The 20718-nt window shown below is 61.3% G+C and carries 20 protein-coding genes; 12 read left to right on the top strand and 8 right to left on the bottom strand.

Annotation, left to right across the window (positions count from 1 at the left end):
• Positions 1 to 6: 6 nt before the first annotated feature.
• Positions 7 to 324 (bottom strand): ElaB/YgaM/YqjD family protein, encoded by a 318-nt coding sequence (locus tag AC3ITA_RS13060; RefSeq protein WP_489280542.1) that lies wholly within the window; start codon positions 322 to 324, stop codon positions 7 to 9.
• Positions 325 to 488: 164 nt separating this feature from the next.
• Between AC3ITA_RS13060 and AC3ITA_RS13065 the strand changes: the two genes are divergently transcribed.
• Positions 489 to 743: a hypothetical protein gene (locus AC3ITA_RS13065; RefSeq protein WP_057400121.1), complete on the top strand. Its 255-nt coding sequence runs from the start codon at positions 489 to 491 to the stop codon at positions 741 to 743.
• Positions 744 to 752: 9 nt separating this feature from the next.
• Here the strand turns inward: AC3ITA_RS13065 and AC3ITA_RS13070 are convergent, their stop codons facing one another.
• Positions 753 to 1661, bottom strand: coding sequence for a LysR family transcriptional regulator (locus AC3ITA_RS13070; RefSeq protein WP_489280544.1), 909 nt, complete (start codon positions 1659 to 1661; stop codon positions 753 to 755).
• An 84-nt stretch (positions 1662 to 1745) separates the two neighbouring features.
• Between AC3ITA_RS13070 and AC3ITA_RS13075 the strand changes: the two genes are divergently transcribed.
• From AC3ITA_RS13075 to AC3ITA_RS13100, 6 genes are all read left to right on the top strand, one after another.
• Entirely contained in the window at positions 1746 to 2669 is a 924-nt protein-coding gene (locus AC3ITA_RS13075; RefSeq protein ID WP_489280546.1) for a carbon-nitrogen hydrolase family protein, read from the top strand.
• Between the two features lie 136 nt (positions 2670 to 2805).
• Positions 2806 to 4470, top strand: coding sequence for an AMP-binding protein (locus AC3ITA_RS13080; protein ID WP_489280548.1), 1665 nt, complete (start codon positions 2806 to 2808; stop codon positions 4468 to 4470).
• Between the two features lie 16 nt (positions 4471 to 4486).
• On the top strand, positions 4487 to 5248 hold the full coding sequence (locus tag AC3ITA_RS13085) for an SDR family NAD(P)-dependent oxidoreductase (RefSeq protein WP_095946077.1): 762 nt from the start codon (positions 4487 to 4489) through the stop codon (positions 5246 to 5248).
• A 12-nt stretch (positions 5249 to 5260) separates the two neighbouring features.
• The gene (locus tag AC3ITA_RS13090; RefSeq protein WP_095946076.1) at positions 5261 to 6454 is read left to right on the top strand and encodes an acetyl-CoA C-acyltransferase; all 1194 of its coding nucleotides are present in this window, start codon (positions 5261 to 5263) and stop codon (positions 6452 to 6454) included.
• A 141-nt stretch (positions 6455 to 6595) separates the two neighbouring features.
• The gene (locus AC3ITA_RS13095; protein ID WP_150673936.1) at positions 6596 to 7723 is read left to right on the top strand and encodes an acyl-CoA dehydrogenase; all 1128 of its coding nucleotides are present in this window, start codon (positions 6596 to 6598) and stop codon (positions 7721 to 7723) included.
• Positions 7724 to 7753: 30 nt separating this feature from the next.
• On the top strand, positions 7754 to 8527 hold the full coding sequence (locus AC3ITA_RS13100; RefSeq protein WP_056724587.1) for an enoyl-CoA hydratase: 774 nt from the start codon (positions 7754 to 7756) through the stop codon (positions 8525 to 8527).
• Positions 8528 to 9268: 741 nt separating this feature from the next.
• Here AC3ITA_RS13100 and AC3ITA_RS13105 read toward each other — a convergent pair.
• From AC3ITA_RS13105 to AC3ITA_RS13115, 3 genes are all read right to left on the bottom strand, one after another.
• Positions 9269 to 10420 (bottom strand): acyl-CoA dehydrogenase family protein, encoded by a 1152-nt coding sequence (locus tag AC3ITA_RS13105; RefSeq protein WP_150672446.1) that lies wholly within the window; start codon positions 10418 to 10420, stop codon positions 9269 to 9271.
• Positions 10421 to 10423: 3 nt separating this feature from the next.
• The gene (locus tag AC3ITA_RS13110) at positions 10424 to 11530 is read right to left on the bottom strand and encodes an enoyl-CoA hydratase/isomerase family protein (protein WP_489280550.1); all 1107 of its coding nucleotides are present in this window, start codon (positions 11528 to 11530) and stop codon (positions 10424 to 10426) included.
• 164 nt (positions 11531 to 11694) lie between these two features.
• Positions 11695 to 12588 (bottom strand): LysR family transcriptional regulator, encoded by an 894-nt coding sequence (locus AC3ITA_RS13115; RefSeq protein ID WP_489280552.1) that lies wholly within the window; start codon positions 12586 to 12588, stop codon positions 11695 to 11697.
• A 101-nt stretch (positions 12589 to 12689) separates the two neighbouring features.
• On the opposite strand from AC3ITA_RS13115, the gene AC3ITA_RS13120 reads away from it, so the two are divergent.
• Together AC3ITA_RS13120 and speB are read left to right on the top strand one after the other, a co-directional pair.
• The gene (locus AC3ITA_RS13120) at positions 12690 to 13781 is read left to right on the top strand and encodes a polyamine ABC transporter substrate-binding protein (protein ID WP_150672449.1); all 1092 of its coding nucleotides are present in this window, start codon (positions 12690 to 12692) and stop codon (positions 13779 to 13781) included.
• A 20-nt stretch (positions 13782 to 13801) separates the two neighbouring features.
• A complete protein-coding gene (speB, locus tag AC3ITA_RS13125) occupies positions 13802 to 14761 on the top strand; it encodes an agmatinase (protein ID WP_095945610.1) in 960 nt (319 codons plus the stop codon).
• A gap of 116 nt (positions 14762 to 14877) precedes the next feature.
• Here the strand turns inward: speB and AC3ITA_RS13130 are convergent, their stop codons facing one another.
• Positions 14878 to 15930 (bottom strand): aldo/keto reductase, encoded by a 1053-nt coding sequence (locus AC3ITA_RS13130; protein WP_489280553.1) that lies wholly within the window; start codon positions 15928 to 15930, stop codon positions 14878 to 14880.
• Between the two features lie 158 nt (positions 15931 to 16088).
• Between AC3ITA_RS13130 and zapE the strand changes: the two genes are divergently transcribed.
• The 3 genes from zapE (at position 16089) to AC3ITA_RS13145 (ending at position 18425) form a co-directional block, all read left to right on the top strand.
• Entirely contained in the window at positions 16089 to 17207 is a 1119-nt protein-coding gene (zapE, locus tag AC3ITA_RS13135) for a cell division protein ZapE (protein ID WP_489280554.1), read from the top strand.
• Between the two features lie 26 nt (positions 17208 to 17233).
• On the top strand, positions 17234 to 17815 hold the full coding sequence (locus tag AC3ITA_RS13140; protein WP_095945613.1) for a DinB family protein: 582 nt from the start codon (positions 17234 to 17236) through the stop codon (positions 17813 to 17815).
• A gap of 118 nt (positions 17816 to 17933) precedes the next feature.
• Positions 17934 to 18425 carry a GNAT family N-acetyltransferase gene (locus AC3ITA_RS13145; RefSeq protein ID WP_150672453.1) on the top strand — a complete coding sequence of 164 codons (492 nt, stop codon included), beginning with the start codon at positions 17934 to 17936 and terminating at the stop codon, positions 18423 to 18425.
• Between the two features lie 60 nt (positions 18426 to 18485).
• Here AC3ITA_RS13145 and AC3ITA_RS13150 read toward each other — a convergent pair whose 3' ends face one another.
• Both AC3ITA_RS13150 and AC3ITA_RS13155 read right to left on the bottom strand, forming a co-directional pair.
• Positions 18486 to 18695 (bottom strand): hypothetical protein, encoded by a 210-nt coding sequence (locus AC3ITA_RS13150; protein WP_095945614.1) that lies wholly within the window; start codon positions 18693 to 18695, stop codon positions 18486 to 18488.
• Between the two features lie 167 nt (positions 18696 to 18862).
• On the bottom strand, positions 18863 to 20599 hold the full coding sequence (locus AC3ITA_RS13155) for a phosphoethanolamine transferase CptA (RefSeq protein ID WP_489280556.1): 1737 nt from the start codon (positions 20597 to 20599) through the stop codon (positions 18863 to 18865).
• Positions 20600 to 20718: the final 119 nt, after the last annotated feature.

The raw sequence follows: 20718 nt of genomic DNA on the forward strand, positions 1-20718 counted from the left end.
CAGGGCTTAACGCCGCCCCAACAACAACCCCACCACCAAACCAAACCCGGCGGAAATCGCCACGGTTTGCCATGGATGCCCGCCGATATAGGTTTCAGTGGCCTCGACCGCGGGCAGGGTCCGGTCGCGTACGCTGGTCACCGAATCCCCTGCCTGCCGGAGTTTCAGGGCGATTTGTCCGCGAAGGGTCTCCGCTTCTTCCCCGACCAGTGAGGCGCTGCTTTTGAGCAGCTTTTCCGACTCTTCGATCAGCGATTGAAGCTCGCTGAACGCTTGATCCTTGATTTGATCTTCGGCGGCTTGCGCGGCGGGTTTGCGGGCCATTGAAGTACTCCTTGCAGGTAGGTGGACAGTGAACAATGGAGTCTGCCGTCGTCGGAAAAGTTGCAGCTATTTTGCCCGGTGAGGGCATCTTGCTGAAAAACCGGCGCAGGACATTTCGTCCTACAGTGTAAGATGTCGCCTATTTTACGCAGCAGGAAATTCCCATGAGCTTCAATCTGGCCGACAAACCCCTCGCCGAGCGCGCAGCGCTTGAAGACGAGAAATCCCGTCTGTTCGAACTCTGGCAAAACAACCTGGGCAAAGCCAAGGGGGAGGCCGCGCGGTTGTTCGGCGAACGGGCCAAGCGCAAAGGCAAATGGGCCGAATGGGTGCGCGCCGAGCTGGACGGCATGTCACCGCCGGAATTCGCCAACATGGTGCGCAGTGAAGTCAATCGCCTGATGGCGGCCAACAAATAATATCGGCCGTCAGGCGAAGCTCGCGACGATCGCCGCGCGCACTTTCAATAGCACCGGGTCGAGCTGGGTGCTGGTCCGCCAGCCCAGTTCGATCGGGTAGCGCGGCAAGGCCAAGGGACAGGGCAGCAGTGCCAGCCCGCTGAGCGTTGCGATGCTTTGGGCGGCATGGGCCGGAATGGTCGCCACCGCCCGGCTGCCTTTGAGCAAATGGGGCAACGCGGCAAAATGCGTGGTCGAGGCGCACACTCTTCGACTGAGCCCCAGCGCCGCCAATCCCTCATCGGTAATCCCGATAAAACCGCCGGACGACACCAGAATGTGTTCGCGGGCCACAAACTCCTCAAGACCGATGCTTTGCTGGCCCTTGACCAAGCTCGACGGGTCCGCCAGGCACAGATAGCCACCTTCCCCCAGCACCTGACGGCTGAGCAACCGCTCGGCAAACCCGCCCGCGGTAATCGCCAGGTCAATGCTGCGCTCCAACAACGCCTGGGCGACGATCTGGCTGTGGGTCTGGCGGAAAATCAGCCTCAGCTTCGGCGCGCAACGGGCGATTTCTTCGATCAGCCGCCGGCCGTAGGCAATTTCGAAATCATCCGACATGCCCACGGTGACCGAGCGACCTTCGTACTGTTGCGCAGCTGGATCGACCATCGCCAGGCTCTGCCGGCATTTGTTCAGGGCATCGCTGACTACCGGCTTGAGCTGATTGGCCTTGAGCGAGGGAGCCAGGCCGCGCCCGGTGCGCACGAACAACTGATCGCCATACAGCTCGCGCAAGCGACGCAAGGCCGCGCTGACGGCCGATTGCGTCACGCCCAGGCGCAGTGCGGCGCGGCTGGCGCTGGACTCCTCGTGCAGTGCTTCGAAGACTTTGAGCAGATTGAGGTCAACGTTGGTGATATTCATATGGCTCATATCATTCAGCAGTGAATCGGTCTTTATTGATGATTGCCTGACGCCGGAGAATGAGCAACACCTGATGCGAATGGAGTTTCCAAGATGCCAAAGTCAATCGTTGCTGCCCTGCAGATCGGCGCCTTGCCCGGCGGCAAGGCTGAAACCCTGGAACAGATCCTGTCCTATGAAAACGCGATCACCGAATCCGGCGCCGGGTTGGTGGTGATGCCGGAAGCCTTGTTGGGCGGTTATCCCAAAGGTGAGGGCTTTGGCACCCAATTGGGCTATCGCCTGCCGCAAGGTCGCGAAGCCTTTGCCCGCTATTTTGCCAATGCCATCGACGTCCCCGGCGTGGAAACCGAGGCACTGGCGGGGCTGTCCGCGCGCACCGGAGCGAACCTGGTGATCGGCGTGATCGAGCGCGCCGGCAGCACCTTGTACTGCACCGCGCTGTACTTCGATCCGCAGGCCGGGCTGGTGGCCAAACACCGCAAACTGATGCCCACTGGCACCGAACGGCTGATCTGGGGCAAGGGCGATGGCTCGACCTTGCCGGTGATCGACAGCCAGGTCGGGCGCGTCGGTGCAGTGGTGTGCTGGGAAAACATGATGCCGCTGCTGCGCACGGCGATGTACGCCAAGGGCGTGGAGGTGTGGTGCGCGCCGACCGTGGACGAGCGGGAGATGTGGCAGGTCAGCATGCGCCACATTGCCCATGAAGGGCGCTGCTTCGTGGTCAGTGCCTGTCAGGTCCAGGCGTCGCCCCAGGACCTGGGCCTGGACATCGCCAACTGGCCTGCGCAGCGGCCGTTGATTGCCGGTGGCAGCGTGATTGTAGGTCCCATGGGTGACATCCTCGCCGGACCGTTGCGCGACAGCGCCGGGCTGCTTACCGCGCAAATCGACACGGACGACCTGGTACGCGCCCGCTACGACTATGACGTGGTCGGCCACTACGCCCGGCCGGATGTGTTCGAACTGACCGTGGACGAGCGCGCCAGACCCGGGGTGCGCTTCATCGCTTGATACCCGGCGGGCTTTGGCCAAAGCAGTCAGGCAACTTGATAGCTTTGACCATTGCCCGACACCCCGCGCAGAGCGAGTATTTCCCTGTTGATTACGGTTCCCCCAACCTAATAAGAAACACAGAGGGATTCTGGCAATGCGCGCTTACTTGTCTGCTACTGCTCGGTTCAATTATCAGCACACCGTCGATGCCGCGCTCGCGGGCGACCTGACGGCCCTCAATGCCTGTGTCGAATGCTGTGACCGGCACGCCTTGCCGGGTCGCATCGCGCTGTTCTGGGAAGGACGCGACGGGACCGGTGCGACGTACACCTTCACTGACTTGCAGGACAAGGCCGCGCGTTTCGCCAACTACCTGCGGGCCCAGGGCGTGAAAAAAGGCGACAAGGTCGCCGGCCTGTTGCCACGCAATATCGAACTCCTGATCACCGTGTTCGCCACCTGGCGCATCGGCGCGGTGTATCAACCGCTGTTTACCGCGTTCGGCCCCAAGGCCATTGAACACCGTCTGGGCTGCTCTGGCGCCAAGGTGGTGGTGACCGATGCGGTGAACCGGCCGAAACTTGCTGAAGTCGCCGATTGCCCGACCATCGTTACCGTCACCGGTGCCAAAGGGCAGGGCCTGGTGCATGGCGATTTCAGTTTCTGGGCCGAACTGGCCAATTATTCCGCCGACTGCGAACCGGTGCTGCTGACCGGCGAAGACCCGTTCCTGCTGATGTTCACCTCGGGCACCACCGGCCCGTCGAAAGCGCTGTCGGTGCCGCTCAAGGCCATCGTTGCGTTCCAGGGCTACACCCGCGATGCGGTGGATCTGCGCCCTGAAGACGCCTTCTGGAATGTCGCCGATCCGGGTTGGGCTTATGGCATTTATTTCGGGGTTACGGGGCCAATGTCCATGGGCCATCCGATCACCTTTTACGATGGCCCGTTCACCCTCGAAAGCACCTGCCGGGTGATCAACAAGTACGGGATCACCAACCTGACCGGTTCGCCGACGGCCTACCGTTTGCTGATTGCCGGCGGCGATGAGTTCGCCAGATCGATCAAGGGCAAGCTGCGTATCGTCAGCAGCGCTGGCGAGCCGCTGAACCCGGAAGTGATCCGCTGGTTCGCCGACAACCTCGACGTGGTCATCCACGACCACTACGGCCAGACTGAGCTGGGCATGGTGCTGTGCAACCACCACGGCCTTGATCACCCGATCCACATGGGCGCCGCCGGTTTTGCCTCGCCGGGCCACCGCATCGTGGTGCTGGATGACGAGTACAAGGAGCTCGGCGTTGGCCAGCCGGGCATCCTGGCCATCGACCGCAGCCAGTCGCCGATGTGTTGGTTCGCCGGCTACGAAGGCGGGCCGACCAAGGCCTTTGTCGGCAACTATTACCTCAGTGGCGACACCGTCGAGTGGAACCCGGACGGCAGCATCAGCTTCGTCGGTCGCAGTGATGACGTGATCACCACCTCCGGCTACCGGGTCGGCCCGTTCGACGTGGAAAGTGCGCTGATCGAACACCCGGCCGTGGTCGAGGCCGCGGTGGTCGGCAAGCCCGATCCGGAGCGCACCGAACTGGTCAAAGCCTTCGTCGTGCTCAGCGCGCAATACCGTGCCGCCCCCGAGTTGGCCGAAGAGTTGCGCCAACACGTACGCAAGCGTCTGGCGGCGCACTCGTACCCCCGTGAAATCGAATTTGTCAGCGAGTTGCCGAAAACCCCCAGCGGCAAATTGCAGCGCTTTATCTTGCGCAACCAGGAAATCGCCAAGGCTCAAGAGGCTGCGGCGAAGAACGTTCCAGCTTGAATCCAGGGAAACAATGATGCAGATCGAGAACAAGATTTTTATTGTCACCGGTGGCGCTTCCGGACTTGGTGCCGCCACCGCCGAGGTGCTGGTCGCCGCTGGCGCGAAAGTGATGCTGGTGGACATGAATGCCGAAGCCGTTGCAGCCCAGGCCCAGCGCCTGGGCGCGCAGAGCGTTGTGGCGGACATCAGCCACGAAGCGGCGGCCGAAGCCGCCGTGCAGGCGACGGTCAAGGCCTTTGGCGGCCTCAATGGCCTGGTCAATTGCGCCGGCATCGTGCGTGGCGAGAAGATTCTCGGCAAGAACGGTCCACATGCATTGGCCAGTTTCAGCCAGGTGATCAACGTCAACCTGATCGGCAGCTTCAACATGCTGCGCCTGGCGGCAGCGGCGATTGCCGAGACCGAAGCGGATGCCGACGGCGAACGTGGCGTGATCATCAACACCGCGTCTGCTGCGGCCTATGACGGTCAGATCGGCCAGGCAGCCTACGCGGCGTCCAAGGGCGCGATTGTCAGCCTGACCTTGCCGGCGGCCCGCGAACTGGCGCGTTTCGGCATCCGTGTGATGACCATCGCCCCGGGTATTTTCGAAACGCCGATGATGGCCGGCATGACCCAGGAAGTCCGCGATTCCCTGGCCGCTGGCGTGCCATTCCCGCCGCGTTTGGGCAAACCGGGCGAGTATGCCGGGCTGGTCAAGCATATTATTGAAAACAGCATGCTCAACGGCGAGGTGATCCGTCTCGACGGTGCCTTGCGCATGGCCGCCAAGTAAGGAGGATTTGTCATGACAATGTCCAACGATCCAATTGTTATCGTCAGCGCCGTTCGCACCCCGATGGGCGGCTTCCAGGGCGAGCTGAAAAGCCTGACGGCGCCGCAACTCGGTGCTGCCGCCATCAAGGCCGCCGTCGAACGTGCCGGTGTTGCCAGTGATGCCGTCGATGAAGTGTTGTTCGGTTGCGTGCTGCCGGCAGGTCTTGGCCAGGCCCCTGCGCGTCAGGCGGCGCTGGGCGCGGGGCTGGATAAATCGACCCGCTGCACCACCCTGAACAAGATGTGTGGCTCCGGCATGGAAGCGGCGATTCTGGCCCATGACATGCTGGTGGCGGGCAGTGCCGATGTGGTGGTCGCCGGTGGCATGGAAAGCATGTCCAACGCGCCTTACCTGCTGGACCGCGCCCGTGCCGGTTACCGCATGGGCCATGGCCGGGTGCAGGACTCGATGTTCCTCGACGGCCTCGAAGACGCCTACGACAAGGGTCGCCTGATGGGCACCTTCGCCGAAGAATGCGCCGAAACCAACAGCTTCAGCCGTGAAGCCCAGGACGCGTTCGCCATCGCCTCGACCACCCGCGCGCAACAGGCGATCAAGGACGGCAGCTTCAAGGATGAAATCGTGCCGTTGACTGTGACAGTCGGCAAAGAGCAGGTGGTGATCAGCAATGACGAGCAGCCGCCAAAAGCCAGGCTGGACAAGATCGCTTCGTTGAAACCGGCGTTCCGCGAAGGCGGTTCGGTGACCGCGGCCAACTCCAGTTCGATCTCCGACGGCGCGGCCGCGCTGGTGCTGATGCGCCAGTCCCAGGCACAGAAGCAAGGCCTGAAACCCTTGGCGGTGATCCATGGCCACGCCGCGTTCGCCGACACCCCGGGTCTGTTCCCGGTGGCGCCAATCGGTGCAATCAAGAAATTGATGAAGAAAACCGGCTGGTCGCTCAATGACGTCGATCTGGTGGAAGTCAACGAAGCCTTCGCCGTGGTCGGCATGGCCGCGATGACTCATCTGGAAATCCCCCACGAGAAACTCAACGTGCACGGCGGTGCTTGCGCCCTCGGTCACCCGATCGGGGCGTCCGGCGCGCGGATTCTGGTGACCCTGCTTTCGGCCCTGCGCCAGAAAGGCTTGAAGCGCGGCGTTGCAGCGATTTGTATCGGCGGCGGTGAAGCGACGGCCATGGCCGTGGAATGCCTCTACTGACTACGCAATCCCTTGTAGGAGCGAGCCTGCTCGCGATGGGCGTTAACGATGACGCGGGGTGCCTGGAGGAACGCGGTGCCCTGGCGTCCATCGCGAGCAGGCTCGCTCCTACAGGGGGCAATTAAATTTCAAGGATTCACCATGATCCCCAATGACGACCAACAACAAATCCGCGACATGGCCCGGGACTTTGCCCAGGAACGCCTGAAGCCGTTCGCCGCCGAATGGGACCGCGAGCACCGCTTTCCCAAGGAAGCCATCGGCGAGATGGCCGGGCTGGGCTTCTTCGGCATGCTGGTGCCGGAGCAGTGGGGCGGATGCGACACCGGTTACCTCGCCTACGCCATGGCCCTGGAAGAAATCGCAGCCGGCGATGGCGCCTGCTCGACCATCATGAGCGTGCACAACTCCGTGGGTTGTGTGCCGATCCTCAACTACGGCACCGATGAGCAGAAGGAGCGCTTTCTCAAACCGCTGGCCAGCGGTGCGATGCTCGGCGCCTTCGCCCTGACCGAACCCCAGGCCGGTTCTGATGCCAGCGGCCTGAAAACCCGTGCCCGCCTGGAAGGTGATCATTACGTGCTCAACGGCTGCAAGCAGTTCATCACTTCCGGGCAGAATGCCGGGGTGGTGATCGTGTTTGCGGTGACTGATCCGAACGCGGGCAAACGCGGCATCAGTGCCTTTATCGTGCCGACCGATTCGCCGGGCTACACCGTCGCTCGGGTTGAAGACAAGCTCGGCCAGCACGCCTCCGACACCTGCCAGATCCTCTTCGAGGACGTGAAGGTGCCGGTGACCAACCGTTTGGGCGAGGAGGGCGAAGGCTACAGGATTGCCCTGGCCAACCTTGAAGGCGGTCGTGTCGGCATCGCTTCGCAATCGGTGGGCATGGCCCGCGCTGCGTTCGAAGCGGCGCGTGACTATTCGCGGGAACGCGAAAGCTTCGGCAAGCCGATCATCGAGCACCAGGCCGTGGCCTTCCGCCTGGCGGACATGGCCACCCAGATCGCCGTGGCGCGGCAAATGGTGCACTACGCCGCCGCCTTGCGCGACAGTGGCCAACCGGCCCTGGTCGAAGCGTCGATGGCCAAGTTGTTCGCCTCGGAAATGGCCGAGAAGGTATGCTCCTCGGCGCTGCAAACCCTGGGCGGTTACGGTTATCTCAACGACTTCCCGCTGGAGCGGATCTACCGCGACGTGCGGGTTTGCCAGATCTACGAAGGCACCAGCGATATTCAGCGCATGGTCATTTCGCGCAATTTATAAGAAGGAGTCCCCCCTGTGAGCGACAAAGAGCTGAACTACGAAACGATTTTGCTGGAAACCCACGGCCGCGTTGGCCTGATCACCCTCAACCGTCCACAAGCGCTGAACGCGTTGAACGCACAGATCGTCAGCGAACTGAACCAGGCCCTCGATGGCTTCGAGGCTGACTCGAACATCGGCTGCATCGTCCTGACCGGTTCGAAAAAAGCCTTCGCCGCCGGTGCCGACATCAAGGAAATGGCCGAACTGACCTATCCGCAGATCTACATCGACGACCTGTTCAGCGACAGCGACCGCGTGGCCAACCGCCGCAAGCCGATCATCGCGGCGGTCAACGGTTTTGCTTTGGGCGGTGGCTGTGAACTGGCGCTGATGTGCGACTTCATCCTGGCCGGCGACAACGCCCGATTCGGCCAGCCGGAAATCAACCTCGGCGTGCTGCCGGGCATGGGCGGTACCCAGCGCCTGACCCGCGCCGTGGGCAAGGCCAAGGCCATGGAAATGTGCCTGAGCGGTCGCCTGATCGATGCCGTGGAGGCGGAGCGTTGCGGGATTGTCGCGCGGATCGTGCCGAGCGATGAGCTGCTGGATGAAGCGCTGAAAGTCGCAGCGTTGATCGCCAAGAAGTCGCTGCCGATTGCGATGATGGTCAAGGAAAGCGTCAACCGTGCCTTTGAAGTGAGCCTGGCCGAAGGCGTGCGCTTTGAGCGCCGGGTGTTCCATGCGGCGTTTGCGACGCAGGATCAGAAGGAAGGGATGGCGGCGTTTATTGCCAAGCGTGAGGCTGAGTTCCAAGGTAAGTGATGTAGCGTTCTTGCGAGCCTCATCGCGAGCAGGCTCGCTCCCACATTGGACCTCAGTGTTTATGAGATCCCTTGTAGGAGCGAGCCTGCTCGCGAAAAGCCTGAGGGCACCGGGTTGATTCAGGTGCCCCGCGTCATCGTTGACCTCCATCGCGAGCGAGCGCGCTCCTACAGGCCTTCACACCAGGTAGTTCTTCAGTTCGCGGGCAATCACCATCCGCTGAATCTCCCACATTGGACCTCAGTGTTTATGAGATCCCTTGTAGGAGCGAGCCTGCTCGCGAAAAGCCTGAGGGCACCGGGTTGATTCAGGTGCCCCGCGTCATCGTTGACCTTCATCGCGAGCGAGCTCGCTCCTACAGGCCTTCACACCAGGTAGTTCTTCAGTTCGCGGGCAATCACCATCCGCTGAATCTCCCACATTGGACCTCAGTGTTTATGAGATCCCTTGTAGGAGCGAGCCTGCTCGCGAAAAAGCTGAGGGCACCGGGGCGATTCAGGTACCCCGCGTCATCGTTGACCTCCATCGCGAGCGAGCTCGCTCCTACAAGGTTTCAAACCAGGTAGTTCTTCAGTTCGCGGGCAATCACCATCCGCTGAATCTCCCACATTGGACCTCAGTGTTTATGAGATCCCTTGTAGGAGCGAGCCTGCTCGCGAAAAGCCTGAGGGCACCGGGTTGATTCAGGTGCCCCGCGTCATCGTTGACCTTCATCGCGAGCGAGCTCGCTCCTACAGGCCTTCACACCAGGTAGTTCTTCAGTTCGCGGGCAATCACCATCCGCTGAATCTCGCTCGACCCTTCGTAGATCTGCGTGATCCGCGCATCCCGATAGTATTTTTCCACCGGATAGTCTTCAAGGTAGCCATAGCCGCCATGAATCTGAATGGCGGACGAGCAGACCTTTTCCGCCATTTCCGACGCAAACAGCTTGGCCTGTGACGCCTCCGACAGGCAGGGTTTACCAGCGGTGCGCAGGCGTGCGGCGTGCAGGATCATCAGTCGCGCGGCGTTCAACTGCATGTGCATGTCGGCCAGCAGATTGGCGATGCTTTGGTGTTCATTGATCGTTTTTCCAAACTGCACGCGGTCGCGGGAGTAGGCCAGTGCCGCTTCGAACGCCGCGCGGGCGATGCCCAGCGCCTGGGCGGCGATGCCGATGCGGCCGCCTTCCAGGTTGGACAAGGCGATGGCCAGGCCCTTGCCGCGTTCGCCCAGCAAATTGGCCTCAGGGATACTGCAGTTGTTCAGGGTGACGGCGCAGGTATCGGAAGCACGGATGCCCATCTTGTGTTCGGTGCGGTCGACGATAAAACCGGCAGTGTCGGTCGGCACCAGGAACGCCGAGATGCCACGTTTGCCCAGGTCCGGATCAGTTACGGCAAACACAATCGCCAGTTTGGCCCGCTTGCCGTTGCTGACGAATTGTTTGGCGCCGTTGATCACCCAATGGCCGTCGCGCAGTTCGGCGCGGGTGCGCAGGTTGTGCGCCTCGGAACCGGCCTGGGGTTCGGTCAGGCAGAAGCAGCCGATGACCTGGCCGCTGGCAAGGTCCGCCAGCCAGGTCTGTTTCTGTTCTTCGCTGCCGTAGTTCAGCACAGGCCCGCAGCCCACGGAATTGTGGATGCTCATGAAGGCGCCGGTAGCACCGTCGCCGGCGGAAATCTCTTCTACCGCCAGGGCGTAGGCCACGTAGTCGACATAGGTGCCCCCCCACTCCTCGGGGACCACCATGCCCAGCAGACCCAGTTCGCCCATCTTCGCCACCAGACCGTCGTCGATCCAACCGGCCTTTTCCCAAGCCTGGGCATGGGGCGCGATTTCGCCGCGGGCAAAATCCCGGGCCATGTCGCGGATCATGACTTGCTCTTCGCTCAATTCGATATCGTGCATGGCTCAGCTCTCGTTCTGGTCAAACTCGCTGAAGAAGCTCGCCACGTGTTCGGCGTCCAGCGCCTGGAGGGTGGGCGGGTTCCAGCGTGGTGTCTTGTCTTTGTCGATCAGCAAGGCGCGCACGCCTTCGATCAGGTCGCCGCGCTCGAACCACTGGCGGTCCAGGTGCAGCTCTAGGGCGAAACATTGTTCCAGCGGCAGCTCGCGTCCGCGACGGAGCATTTCCAGGGTCACGGCCATGGCCAGCGGCGAGCGGGTTTCCAGCAGGTCGGCGGTGGTCACGGCCCACTCATGGCTGTCGGCAACCGTTACCTGGCGCAGTTGTTCCACAATACTCGGCACGTCGACCTGGGCGAAGAAGTGGTCGATGGCCGGGCGCAAAGTCGCCAGTGGCGCATCGGGCAGTTGCTGCACGCCGAGTCTTGCCAGCAGGCTTTGCAGATCCTTGAGTGGTGTGTCGTGCCATTCGAGCTGGTCGAGTTTTTCGTCCAGCGTGCCCAGCCTTGCGCTTTCCAGGTACCAGTCGGCCAGGCCGCAATACAGCGCATCGGCGGCGCGAATCTGCACACCGCTGACCCCGAGGTAAATCCCCAGTTCACCGGGAATGCGCGGCAGGAAGTAACTGCCGCCGACGTCCGGGAAATAGCCGATACCGACTTCCGGCATGGCCAGGCGGCTTTTCTCGGTGACTACCCGCAGGTCCGCGCCTTGCACCAGGCCCATGCCGCCGCCAAGGACAAAGCCGTCCATCAGGGCCAGCACCGGTTTGCGGTAGTGATGGATCGCAAGGTCCAGGGCGTATTCCTCGACGAAGAAATCTTCGTGCAGGGTGTCGCCGCTTTTGAAGCTGTCATGCAGCGAGCGAATGTCACCACCGGCACAGAAGGCTTTTTCCCCGGCACCGCGCAGGACCACGGCATGGACTTGCGGATCCTGGGCCCAGGCGTCGAGCTGGCGGTGCAGGTTGCGCACCATGTCGAGGGTGAGGGCATTGAGGCCGGCGGGGCGGTTGAGGGTCAGGTGACCAATGTGGTTGCGAACCTCGGCCAGTACTTCGTTTTGCGTGGCATCCATGGACTGAGTCCCTGGAGAAGTAACCTGAGCAGTCATCACTAACTCCCTGCTTTTATTGTTCTTTATCGAGATGCTCGCGCGCGAGCGATGGCGGATCGTATCAGTGCAAATTTGCCTTGTACAACCCGAATAAGTGCAGGTTGTCTGTGCATTTTTGCATGCCGGTGTCCGGTATTGTTACAGCGTAGACCAAGGCGAATTCAGGCAAACGCTGCGAGCAGATCCTCTTCGAACGCTTTCTGCGCCTCACCGGCCACCTGTGCGCGGTGCCGGGCCAGATGAAACGCGACGTCGAAACTCATGTCGCCTCCGCGCACAGCCCTGAGCAAACCCTTCTCTTCCCAACCACGGGCGAAGTGGCTGGGCAAGTAACCGACATGCTTGCCGGAAAGGATGAAGGCGAGGGTGCCTTCGACTTGTTCGGAGCGCGCCGAACACAACTTGCCCTGGAAAGGTTCGTCACTGCGCAGGAAGCGGTAGGGGTGATCGACCCGGTCGCAGGCCTGCAAATCCTGATCGTCGGGGGCCGGATTGGTGAACAGCGGATGGCCGGGGGCGCAATACAGATGCTGGGTTTCAATGAACAATTGGCGGTAGTCAAACGCGCTTTGCACTTGGGAGAAATAGCCGATGGCCAGGTCCAGCCGCTGTTGCAGCAGCAAACGCTCCATTTCACCAGGCATGGCGCTGATCAGTTCGATGCGCACGGACTCGTCCCGCTCACGGAAGCGCCGGATCGCCTCGGCCACCCGTTGCAACACCGATTGATCCAGGGCTTCGGACAGGCCCAGGCGCACTTCGCCAATCAAGCGCCCGGCCACGCCGTTGGATTGATGACGGAAGGCTTCGATGGACTGGAACAATCCACGGGTTGCGCTGAGCAGTTGTTCTCCCTTGGGCGTGACCCTGAACCCTCCTTTGCCGCGACTGCATAGCCGATAGCCCAGGCGGGTTTCAAGTTTGGCCATTTGCTGGCTGATGCTCGACTGGCTCAACCCCAGTTCGCCCTGGGCGGCGCTGAAACCGCCGCACTCCACCACGCTGACAAACAGACGCAACAATTGCAGATCCAGATCGTGGAGTTGGCCGAGCATCAAACATTACTCCGTCATAAAGTCAGGTTAATTAACTTGATATTTTACCAATGTATCCGACGACGCATCCTGCCACCACTTCCTCTGGTCAGGTGTTCGTCATGGCTCCCATGTTCAAGCTGTGTTTACCCGCGCTGTTCCTTGCCATGGCCGCATCGGCCCAGGCCGAAGACAAGGTGGTCAATCTGTACAGTTGGGCCGATTACGTGGCCCCCGAAACCCTGCAACGGTTCGAGCAGGAGACGGGTATCCATGTGCGCTATGACACCTTCGACTCTTCGGAAGTACTGGAGACCAAGTTGCTCACCGGCGGCAGCGGTTATGACGTGGTGGTGCCGTCCTCCAGCGTACTGGCCCGGGGGCTTGCGGCCGGGGCGTTGAAACCGATTCCCCACGAAGGACTCAAGGGTTACGCCAACCTCGACCCGGACTTGCTCGAAAAACTCGCCGCTGTCGACCCGGGCAACCGCTATGGCGTGCCTTACACCTGGGGCACCCTGGGTTTGGGCATGAACGTCGAGGCGGTCAGGCAGCGCTTGCCGGATGCGCCGCTCAACAGCCTGGACCTGCTGTTCAAACCCGAGTACGCGAGCAAGTTGAAGGACTGCGGCATCGCCATTCTCGACTCGCCCCAGGAGGTGATCGGACTGGCGTTGCACTACCTGGGTAAAGATCCCTACAGCACGGACAAGAACGATCTGTCAGCCGCCGAGGCGTTGCTGCATCAGTTACAGCCGAACGTGCTGTACGTCGCCACCGGGCGGCAGATCAGCGACCTGGCCAATGGCAGCGTGTGCCTGGCGCTGACCTACAACGGTGACGCGAGCATGGCTGCCGACCAGGCACGCAAGGCCGACAAACCCTTTGAAATCGCCTACCGGATTCCCAAGGAAGGCACCCTCGTGTGGCAGGACAACCTGGCGATTCCCAAGGACGCGCCGCACCCCGAAGCCGCCCGCGCCTTTATCGAGTTCATGTTGCGCCCCGAGTCCGTGGCGGCACTGACCAACACCTTGTTCTTCGCCACGGCGAACCAGGCCGCCACGCCGCTGGTGGATGAAGCGGTGCGCACCGATCCGGACATCTACCCGCTGGCCGACGTGCGGGAGCGGCTGTACGCCGACCGCAGCATGAACCTCAAGGACATGCGCCAGCGTACCCGCTTGTGGACCACTTTCCGTAGCCGCCAATAAGAAAAGAGAAGGAGCCTTCAATGGACGTCCCGATGCAGAACGATCAAGCCCTTACCCGTGACAGCCTTTACGGCACGGCCGCCGAAAGTACCTACGCCGGCATCACCAGTTTCATGCGTCGGCGTTACAGTCGCGACCTGCGTGGCGTTGATGTGGCGGTCAGTGGCGTGCCGTTCGACACCGCCACCAGCAACCGCCCAGGCGCTCGCTTCGGACCACGTGGCATTCGTGCGGCCTCTGCCGGGATCGCCTGGGAACGGCACTGGCCATGGACGTTTGATCCGTTCGATCACCTGGCGGTCATCGACTACGGCGATTGCGATTTCGATTACGGCTCGCCGCAGTCGACGCCCGAAATGATTGAGGCCCACGCCGAGCACATTCTCGATGCCGGCACGGCGATGCTGACCTTTGGCGGCGATCATTTCATCACCTATCCGCTGCTCAAGGCCCATGCCCGCAAGCACGGGGCCTTGTCGCTGATCCACTTCGACGCCCACAGCGACACCTGGCCGGACGAAGAGGGCAAGCGCATCGATCACGGCACCATGTTCTGGCACGCGGCCAAAGAAGGGCTGGTGGATCCATCGCGCTCAGTACAAATCGGCTTGCGCACCACCAATGACGACCATCAAGGCTTTCAAGTGCTCGACGCGCGGCAGGTGCATCGCCGTGGCTGCGAAGCGATCGTCGAGGCGATTCGCGCCCGGGTCGGCGACAACCCGGTGTACCTGACCTTCGACATCGACTGCCTCGATCCGGCGTACGCCCCAGGCACCGGAACCCCCGTGTGCGGCGGCTTGAGCACGGTGCAGGCGCTGGAGATTCTCGGTGGCCTGCGCGGGATCAACCTGGTGGGCATGGACGTGGTGGAAGTGGCTCCGGTCTATGACAGCGCGGAGATCACGTCACTGGCGGCGGCGACATTGGCGATGGAAATGCTGTGTCTGTATGCGGCCAGGCATAAGGTCGATAAGTAGTACGCGGTCGAAATGCAGGAGCGAGCCTGCTCGCGATAGCGATCGTTCAGCCAACATGGATGTTGAATGTTCCGCCCTCATCGCGAGCAGGCTCGCTCCCACAGTTTTGATTTGTGTCAGGCCACTGGAATCATTGGCAGGTCGAGGATCTGACCGCCGCTGAACCGTGCGGACGAACCGGAAATGGATTCGTGCGGCACGCCTTTGGCCACGTCACTGACGGCGTCCAGTCGTGCCATTTGCTCGGTGCTCAACTGCACATTCAGCGCACCTAACGTGGCGTCCAGTTGCTCCCGGGTCCGGGAACCGAGGATCGGGATCAGCGCCGTGGTCGAGCGCCTGGCTTTTGCCCGCAGCCAGGCGATGGCCACGTGGGTCGGGCTGGCGTCCTGTTCGGCGGCGACATCGATCAAGGTGTCGAGCAGGGCGGTTTCGCGGGCGCTTTTTTCGGCATGAATCAGCACGCCGAGCTTGTTCGCGCGATTGTCGCCCTCACTGTTGCGATATTTACCCGTCAGGAAGCCGCCACCCAGCGGCGACCACAAGGTCGCTGCCAGGCCAAGGGCTTCGGCCATCGGCAGTTGTTCATGCTCGGCAGTGCGTTCGGCGAGGCTGTACTCGACCTGGATCGCGGCAATCGGCGCAAAACCACGCACCTCGGCCAGCAGGTCGGCACGGGCGATGCGCCACGCGGGGAAGTTCGACAGCCCGGCGTAATGAATCTTGCCGGCACTGACCAGATCGTCGAAGCCGCGCAGGATCTCTTCCATGGGCGTGACGCCGTCGCTCATGTGCGCCCAGAACAGGTCGATATGCTCGGTCTTCAGGCGTTTCAGGCTTTCTTCGACGGCGCGCACCATGTTCTTGCGGCTGTTGCCAGTGTGGGAAATGCCGTCCGCCGGTGTAGTCCCGAGGGTGTATTTGGTGGCGATGACCAGGCGATCCCGTTCTGCGGCAATGAATTCGCTGAGCATGGCCTCGGACTGTCCGCCCTGATAGCCATTGGCGGTATCGATGAAATTGCCACCGGCCTCCAGATAGGCATCAAAAATCCGCATGGCTTCGTCACGCTCGGCGCCATGGCCCCAGCCGGTACCGAAGTTGCCGGCACCCAACGCCAGTTCGGAAACACGCAAGCCGGTTTTACGACCGAACACTTTGTAATGCATGGGATGACTCCAGATGGGTGGCGACAAGATTCAATAGATTGCATATGACATCTATAAATATGATGCTGATAATCTAATGCGTCAAGGCGCTTTTCCTTCCTGCATAAATTCGCCGATCACTGGTCGCGTTATCGATACGCAATGGCATACTGCCGCCCATGACTATCGATTCCCCCTTAAGCGCCTGGCAGCATGCCATCGAACAAAAGGGCTTCGTCCAGGACGAGGCTCAGGAACATGCCGTGTGGGCCCTGCAAAAGTGCCACGAGGCGCTGCGTGAAGGCCGCTCGTCCATTTCCGGCGTGTACCTGTGGGGGCCGGTGGGGCGGGGCAAGACCTGGCTGATGGACCAGTTTTACCAAAGCCTGCGGGTACCGGCGCGGCGCCAGCACTTTCACCACTTCATGGGCTGGGTGCACCAGCGCTCCTTTCAACTGACCGGCACCGCCGACCCGCTCAAGGCGTTGGCCCGGGAACTGGCCGAAGAAGTGCGGGTGCTTTGTTTCGATGAGCTGTTCGTCAATGACATCGGCGATGCGATCATTCTCGGGCGCCTGTTCCAGGTGATGTTCGAACAGGGCGTGGTGGTGGTCTGCACGTCCAATCTGCCGCCGGACCAGTTGTACGCCGACGGTTTCAATCGCGACCGTTTCATGCCCGCCATCGCGGCGATCAAGCAGCACATGCAGGTGATTGCGGTGGATGGCGGGGAAGACCATCGCCTGCATCCGGGGGCCGGTTTGCAACGTTATTGGGTGGCCGAGCCCGGTAACCTCGGCGCTTTGGGTGAAGTATTCCAGTTGTTGAGCGTCGGCCAGTCAGTATCGAGCGAGCCAGTCAAGGTCGGTCACCGTTCCCTTGAGGTGATCGAGGCCAGCCCGACGGTGCTCTGGATCCGTTATGCCGCGCTGTGCGAGCAACCCTTCGCGGCCATGGATTTCGTCGCCCTGTGCGATACCTACGGCGCTATTCTGTTGAGTGACGTGCCCAACCTCAGCGCAGAGAAACGCGCCGGGCGTATTGCCCGTGGCACAGAGGACGGTGTCGAGCGGGTGGAAGCGGGGGACCGTGAGTTGCCGCAGTTGTCGGTGCATGACGACGGTGTGCGACGGTTCATTGCCCTGGTGGACGAGTGCTACGACCGCAAGGTGCCGCTGTACCTTGAAGCGCAAGTGCCCATGGCGTCGCTTTACACCGAGGGTTATCTGGAATTCCCGTTCCGCCGTACCCTCAGCCGATTACAGGAAATGCAACTGCAACGGTTTGCCGAAGTTTGATCAGGATTTGATCGGGAGCAGCGAACATGAATCAGCCCCTGTCACACCATTTGCTGACCATGGCCTATCAGAACGCCTGGGCCAATCACCGCCTGGCCAAGGCCTGGCGTCAGTTGAGCCCGCAGGAACTGAGCGCGCCCCGGATCAGTTTCTTCCCGACGATCCGCGCCACCCTCAACCATATCCTCACCTGTGACTGGCTTTATGTGGACGCCCTGGAGCGCGAACTGCGCGGCGACGATCCGCATCCCGATTACCGGGTGTTCTTCAAGGAAGACGAGCCCTGTCTTGTTGCGCCAGACCTGGTGGGCGAACAGGCCCGTGTCGACCGCCGGCTGATCGCCTACTGCGAGCAGATGCGCGATGCCGACCTCGGCAAAATCGTGACCATCGCCCGCGACACCCCGCAATACGACAGTCGCTTGCGCCTGCTGTCCCATTTGTTTGAGCACCAGATCCATCACCGCGGCCAGGTTCACGCCATGCTCAGCGGCACTTCGGTCAAGCCACCGCAACTCGACGAGTTTTTCTGCGCCGGTGAGTCGCACTTGCGCGCCGAGGACTTTGCCGAGTTGGGATGGACCGAAGCCTTGATCTGGGGCGCTTGAGCGGCAAAAGATTTCCTCGGTTGCGATTGTCGTCGGCACGGTGCTCGCGCTATGGTCAGCGCGCACTTCAGCGTGAAATACATGCTGGGGGCTACTTCATGAGTGATCGAGGATGGAAATGGACTTCGCAGAAATTCTTGTGCTTCAGGCCAGTTACACCAATCCGGTGCATGCCGAGGCTATTTGTCTGGTGTTGAACCACTACGCCGCGGACCCGATGGGGGGCGGCCAGCCGTTGCCGGCCCATGTTCTGGAGCAACTCCCGGCAGAACTTGCCCGGCGTCCTCACGCCTTCAGTGTGCTGGCCTTTGTCGGTGGCGAGCCGGCCGGGCTGGTCAATTGCTTCGAGGGATTCTCGACCTTCGCCTGCCGGCCGCTGGTCAATGTGCACGATGTGTCGGTGGTGAAAAAATTTCGCGGCCTGGGCTTGAGCCAGAAGATGCTGCAAAAGGTCGAGGACATCGCCCGTCAACGTGGTTGCTGCAAGCTCACCCTGGAAGTGCTGGAAGGCAATGCCGTGGCCCAGGGCTCCTATGAAAAAGCCGGTTTCGCCGCCGGCATGTTCGACCCGGCACACGGACGGATGCTGTTCTGGACCAAGAGCCTCTGATTCAACAGGCAAAAAAGGGCGTCCATCAGGACGCCCGACAGTCTTCTTTGAAGCTAACGATCATTTCGGTCTGTAGGTTTCAGTCATTTGTGCGGTTTGATCGTCCGGAACCCTCAGCGCAGTGCTTTGGATAGGGTGCCCCAGGGCTTCTTGCTGGGCCAGTCGCAGGCTTTCGTAGTAATAGCGCATGCGTTCGGCCCCACCTTCGGCAAAAGCGCTGGTTGAGCCCAAGGCCATCAGGCCGGCGAGAATCATTGCGGTGTGTTTCATGGTTTGCCTCCCACTACAGATGTCGGATGCCTTTCGTCCATGAATCAATGAAGCAGTGTCGAAATGGCATTATCCGCCGATTCGGTTAAATGGGAATGAACTTCGCCAACGACCTGAATGGCTGCAGCGGGGCATGAAAAAGGGGCCGGAACCGGCCCCTGAAAGGATTACTGCTGGACGACCGTCGGTGGCGTCCTGGGCTTCATCAGACTGAAGTCGATCAACGCCCGTTGCTCACGCTCATAGGGGTTGCCGATCATCAATGGCCGGGGCTTGAAGCTGTCGCTGACCAGGCTTTTGCTGCGATCGAGTTCATCGAAACTCAGGCCGGCCAGGTCCGCCCAGGTGTGGATCAGGTGCGAGCTGCTGTAAGGACGCGAGAGATCATCGGCGAGGTTCCAGTCATGGGTTGCGCGCCATTTCGGCGAAGCCCAGGCCATGAACGGAATGGTGTACATCGGTGCTGTCGGCTTGTTCTCGTTGCGCCCCAGGGTGCTGTGGCCCACGGAATCGAACACGTCTTCGCCATGGTCGGACAGGTACAGCAGGAAGCCGTTGGGATCGGTCCTGGCGTAGTCCTTGATCAGGCTGGACACCACGAAGTCGTTGTACAGCACGGCATTGTCGTAGCTGTTGTACGTGGGCAACTGGTCATCGCGAATACCGGCAGGCACGCCTTCGCGGTCCTGGAACTTGTCGAAGGTCGACGGGTAGCGGTACTGGTAGCTCATGTGCGTGCCGAGCAAATGCACGACGATGAGTTTACGCGGTGCCCCGTCGGCGAGGGCCTTGTTGAACGGCTCGATCACGTCGCCATCGTATTGGGCGGCGTTCTGGTTGCGGTTGTTGTTCAAGTACACCTGCTCGTCGGCCTGTTCGGAGAAGGTCGTGAGCATGGTGTTGCGCTTGGTCATGGTCTGCTGGTTGGTGATCCAGAAGGTCTTGTAGCCCGCCTGTTTCATCATGCTGACCAGCGATGGCGTCGACAGGTACAGGTCCGGGTTTTCTTCGTCGGCGAAGGTCAGGACCTGCTGCAGCGCCTCAATGGTGTAGGGGCGCGGGGTGATGACGTTGTCGAAAACGTCCAGTTGATCCTTGAGCTTGTCCAGTTCCGGCGTGGTTGGCCGGGGATAGCCGTACAGGCTCATGCGTTGGCGGTTGGTGGACTCGCCGATCACCAGCACCAGGGTCGCAGGCGTGTTGGCCATGACGTCCTTGAGGTTGTGCAGCGGTGGAATCTTGCTGGCGCTTTCCAGCATGTCCTGCATGCCGGCCAGGGTGTCGAGGTAACGGTGATAGGCCACCGCCATCTGCCATGGCACCGCCGGTTCGATGCGGGTTTCGAACTTCTCGAAGCCGGCGGCGAAACTGCCGGTGCGCTGGGTCTGCTTGATCAGTGGATAGGCGACCACGGCGAACAGGAGGGCTGTTGCCGCGACCAGTGCCTTGCCACGCGACAGGTACACCGGGCGCAGGCGTGTCCACAGGAACCAGGAAAAAGCGCTGTGGGCCAGGAACGCCGGGACCATCCACCAGGCAAAGTATTGGGTCATGTACTCGCCGGCCTCAGCCACGTTCGACTCGAACATGATGAAGATGACGCTCTGGGAAAATTCCTGCTGATAAATGAAGAAGTAACCCAGGCTCGCCATGGAACACGCCCACAGCACGACGCCGATCACGGCAGCCATGACGCGGGTTTGCCGGGGGAACAGCAGCATCGGCGCCAGCCAGATGGCGCTCATGACGAAGGCCTGGCGGAACCCGGTAAAGCCGGAGGTGCCAGTCAGCTGGATCAGTAGTTGGGTGATGCCGGAAAAGTACCAGAAGAAGACAAACAGCCAGACAAATCCGGCCCAATCGAAACCTGCCGCAGTGGTTTTACTGCGTTTAAACCAAGACATTCAGCGCTCCAGCCGAGAATTCACTACCACCGCCGTGACTTGGATATCGCGGACGACGAACGAGGGCCGCGCGGAATCGGGCGACCTAAACGAGTAATTATCGTGGGGCAATTGTGAAA

The organism is Pseudomonas sp. GL_090 (genome assembly GCF_057837765.1).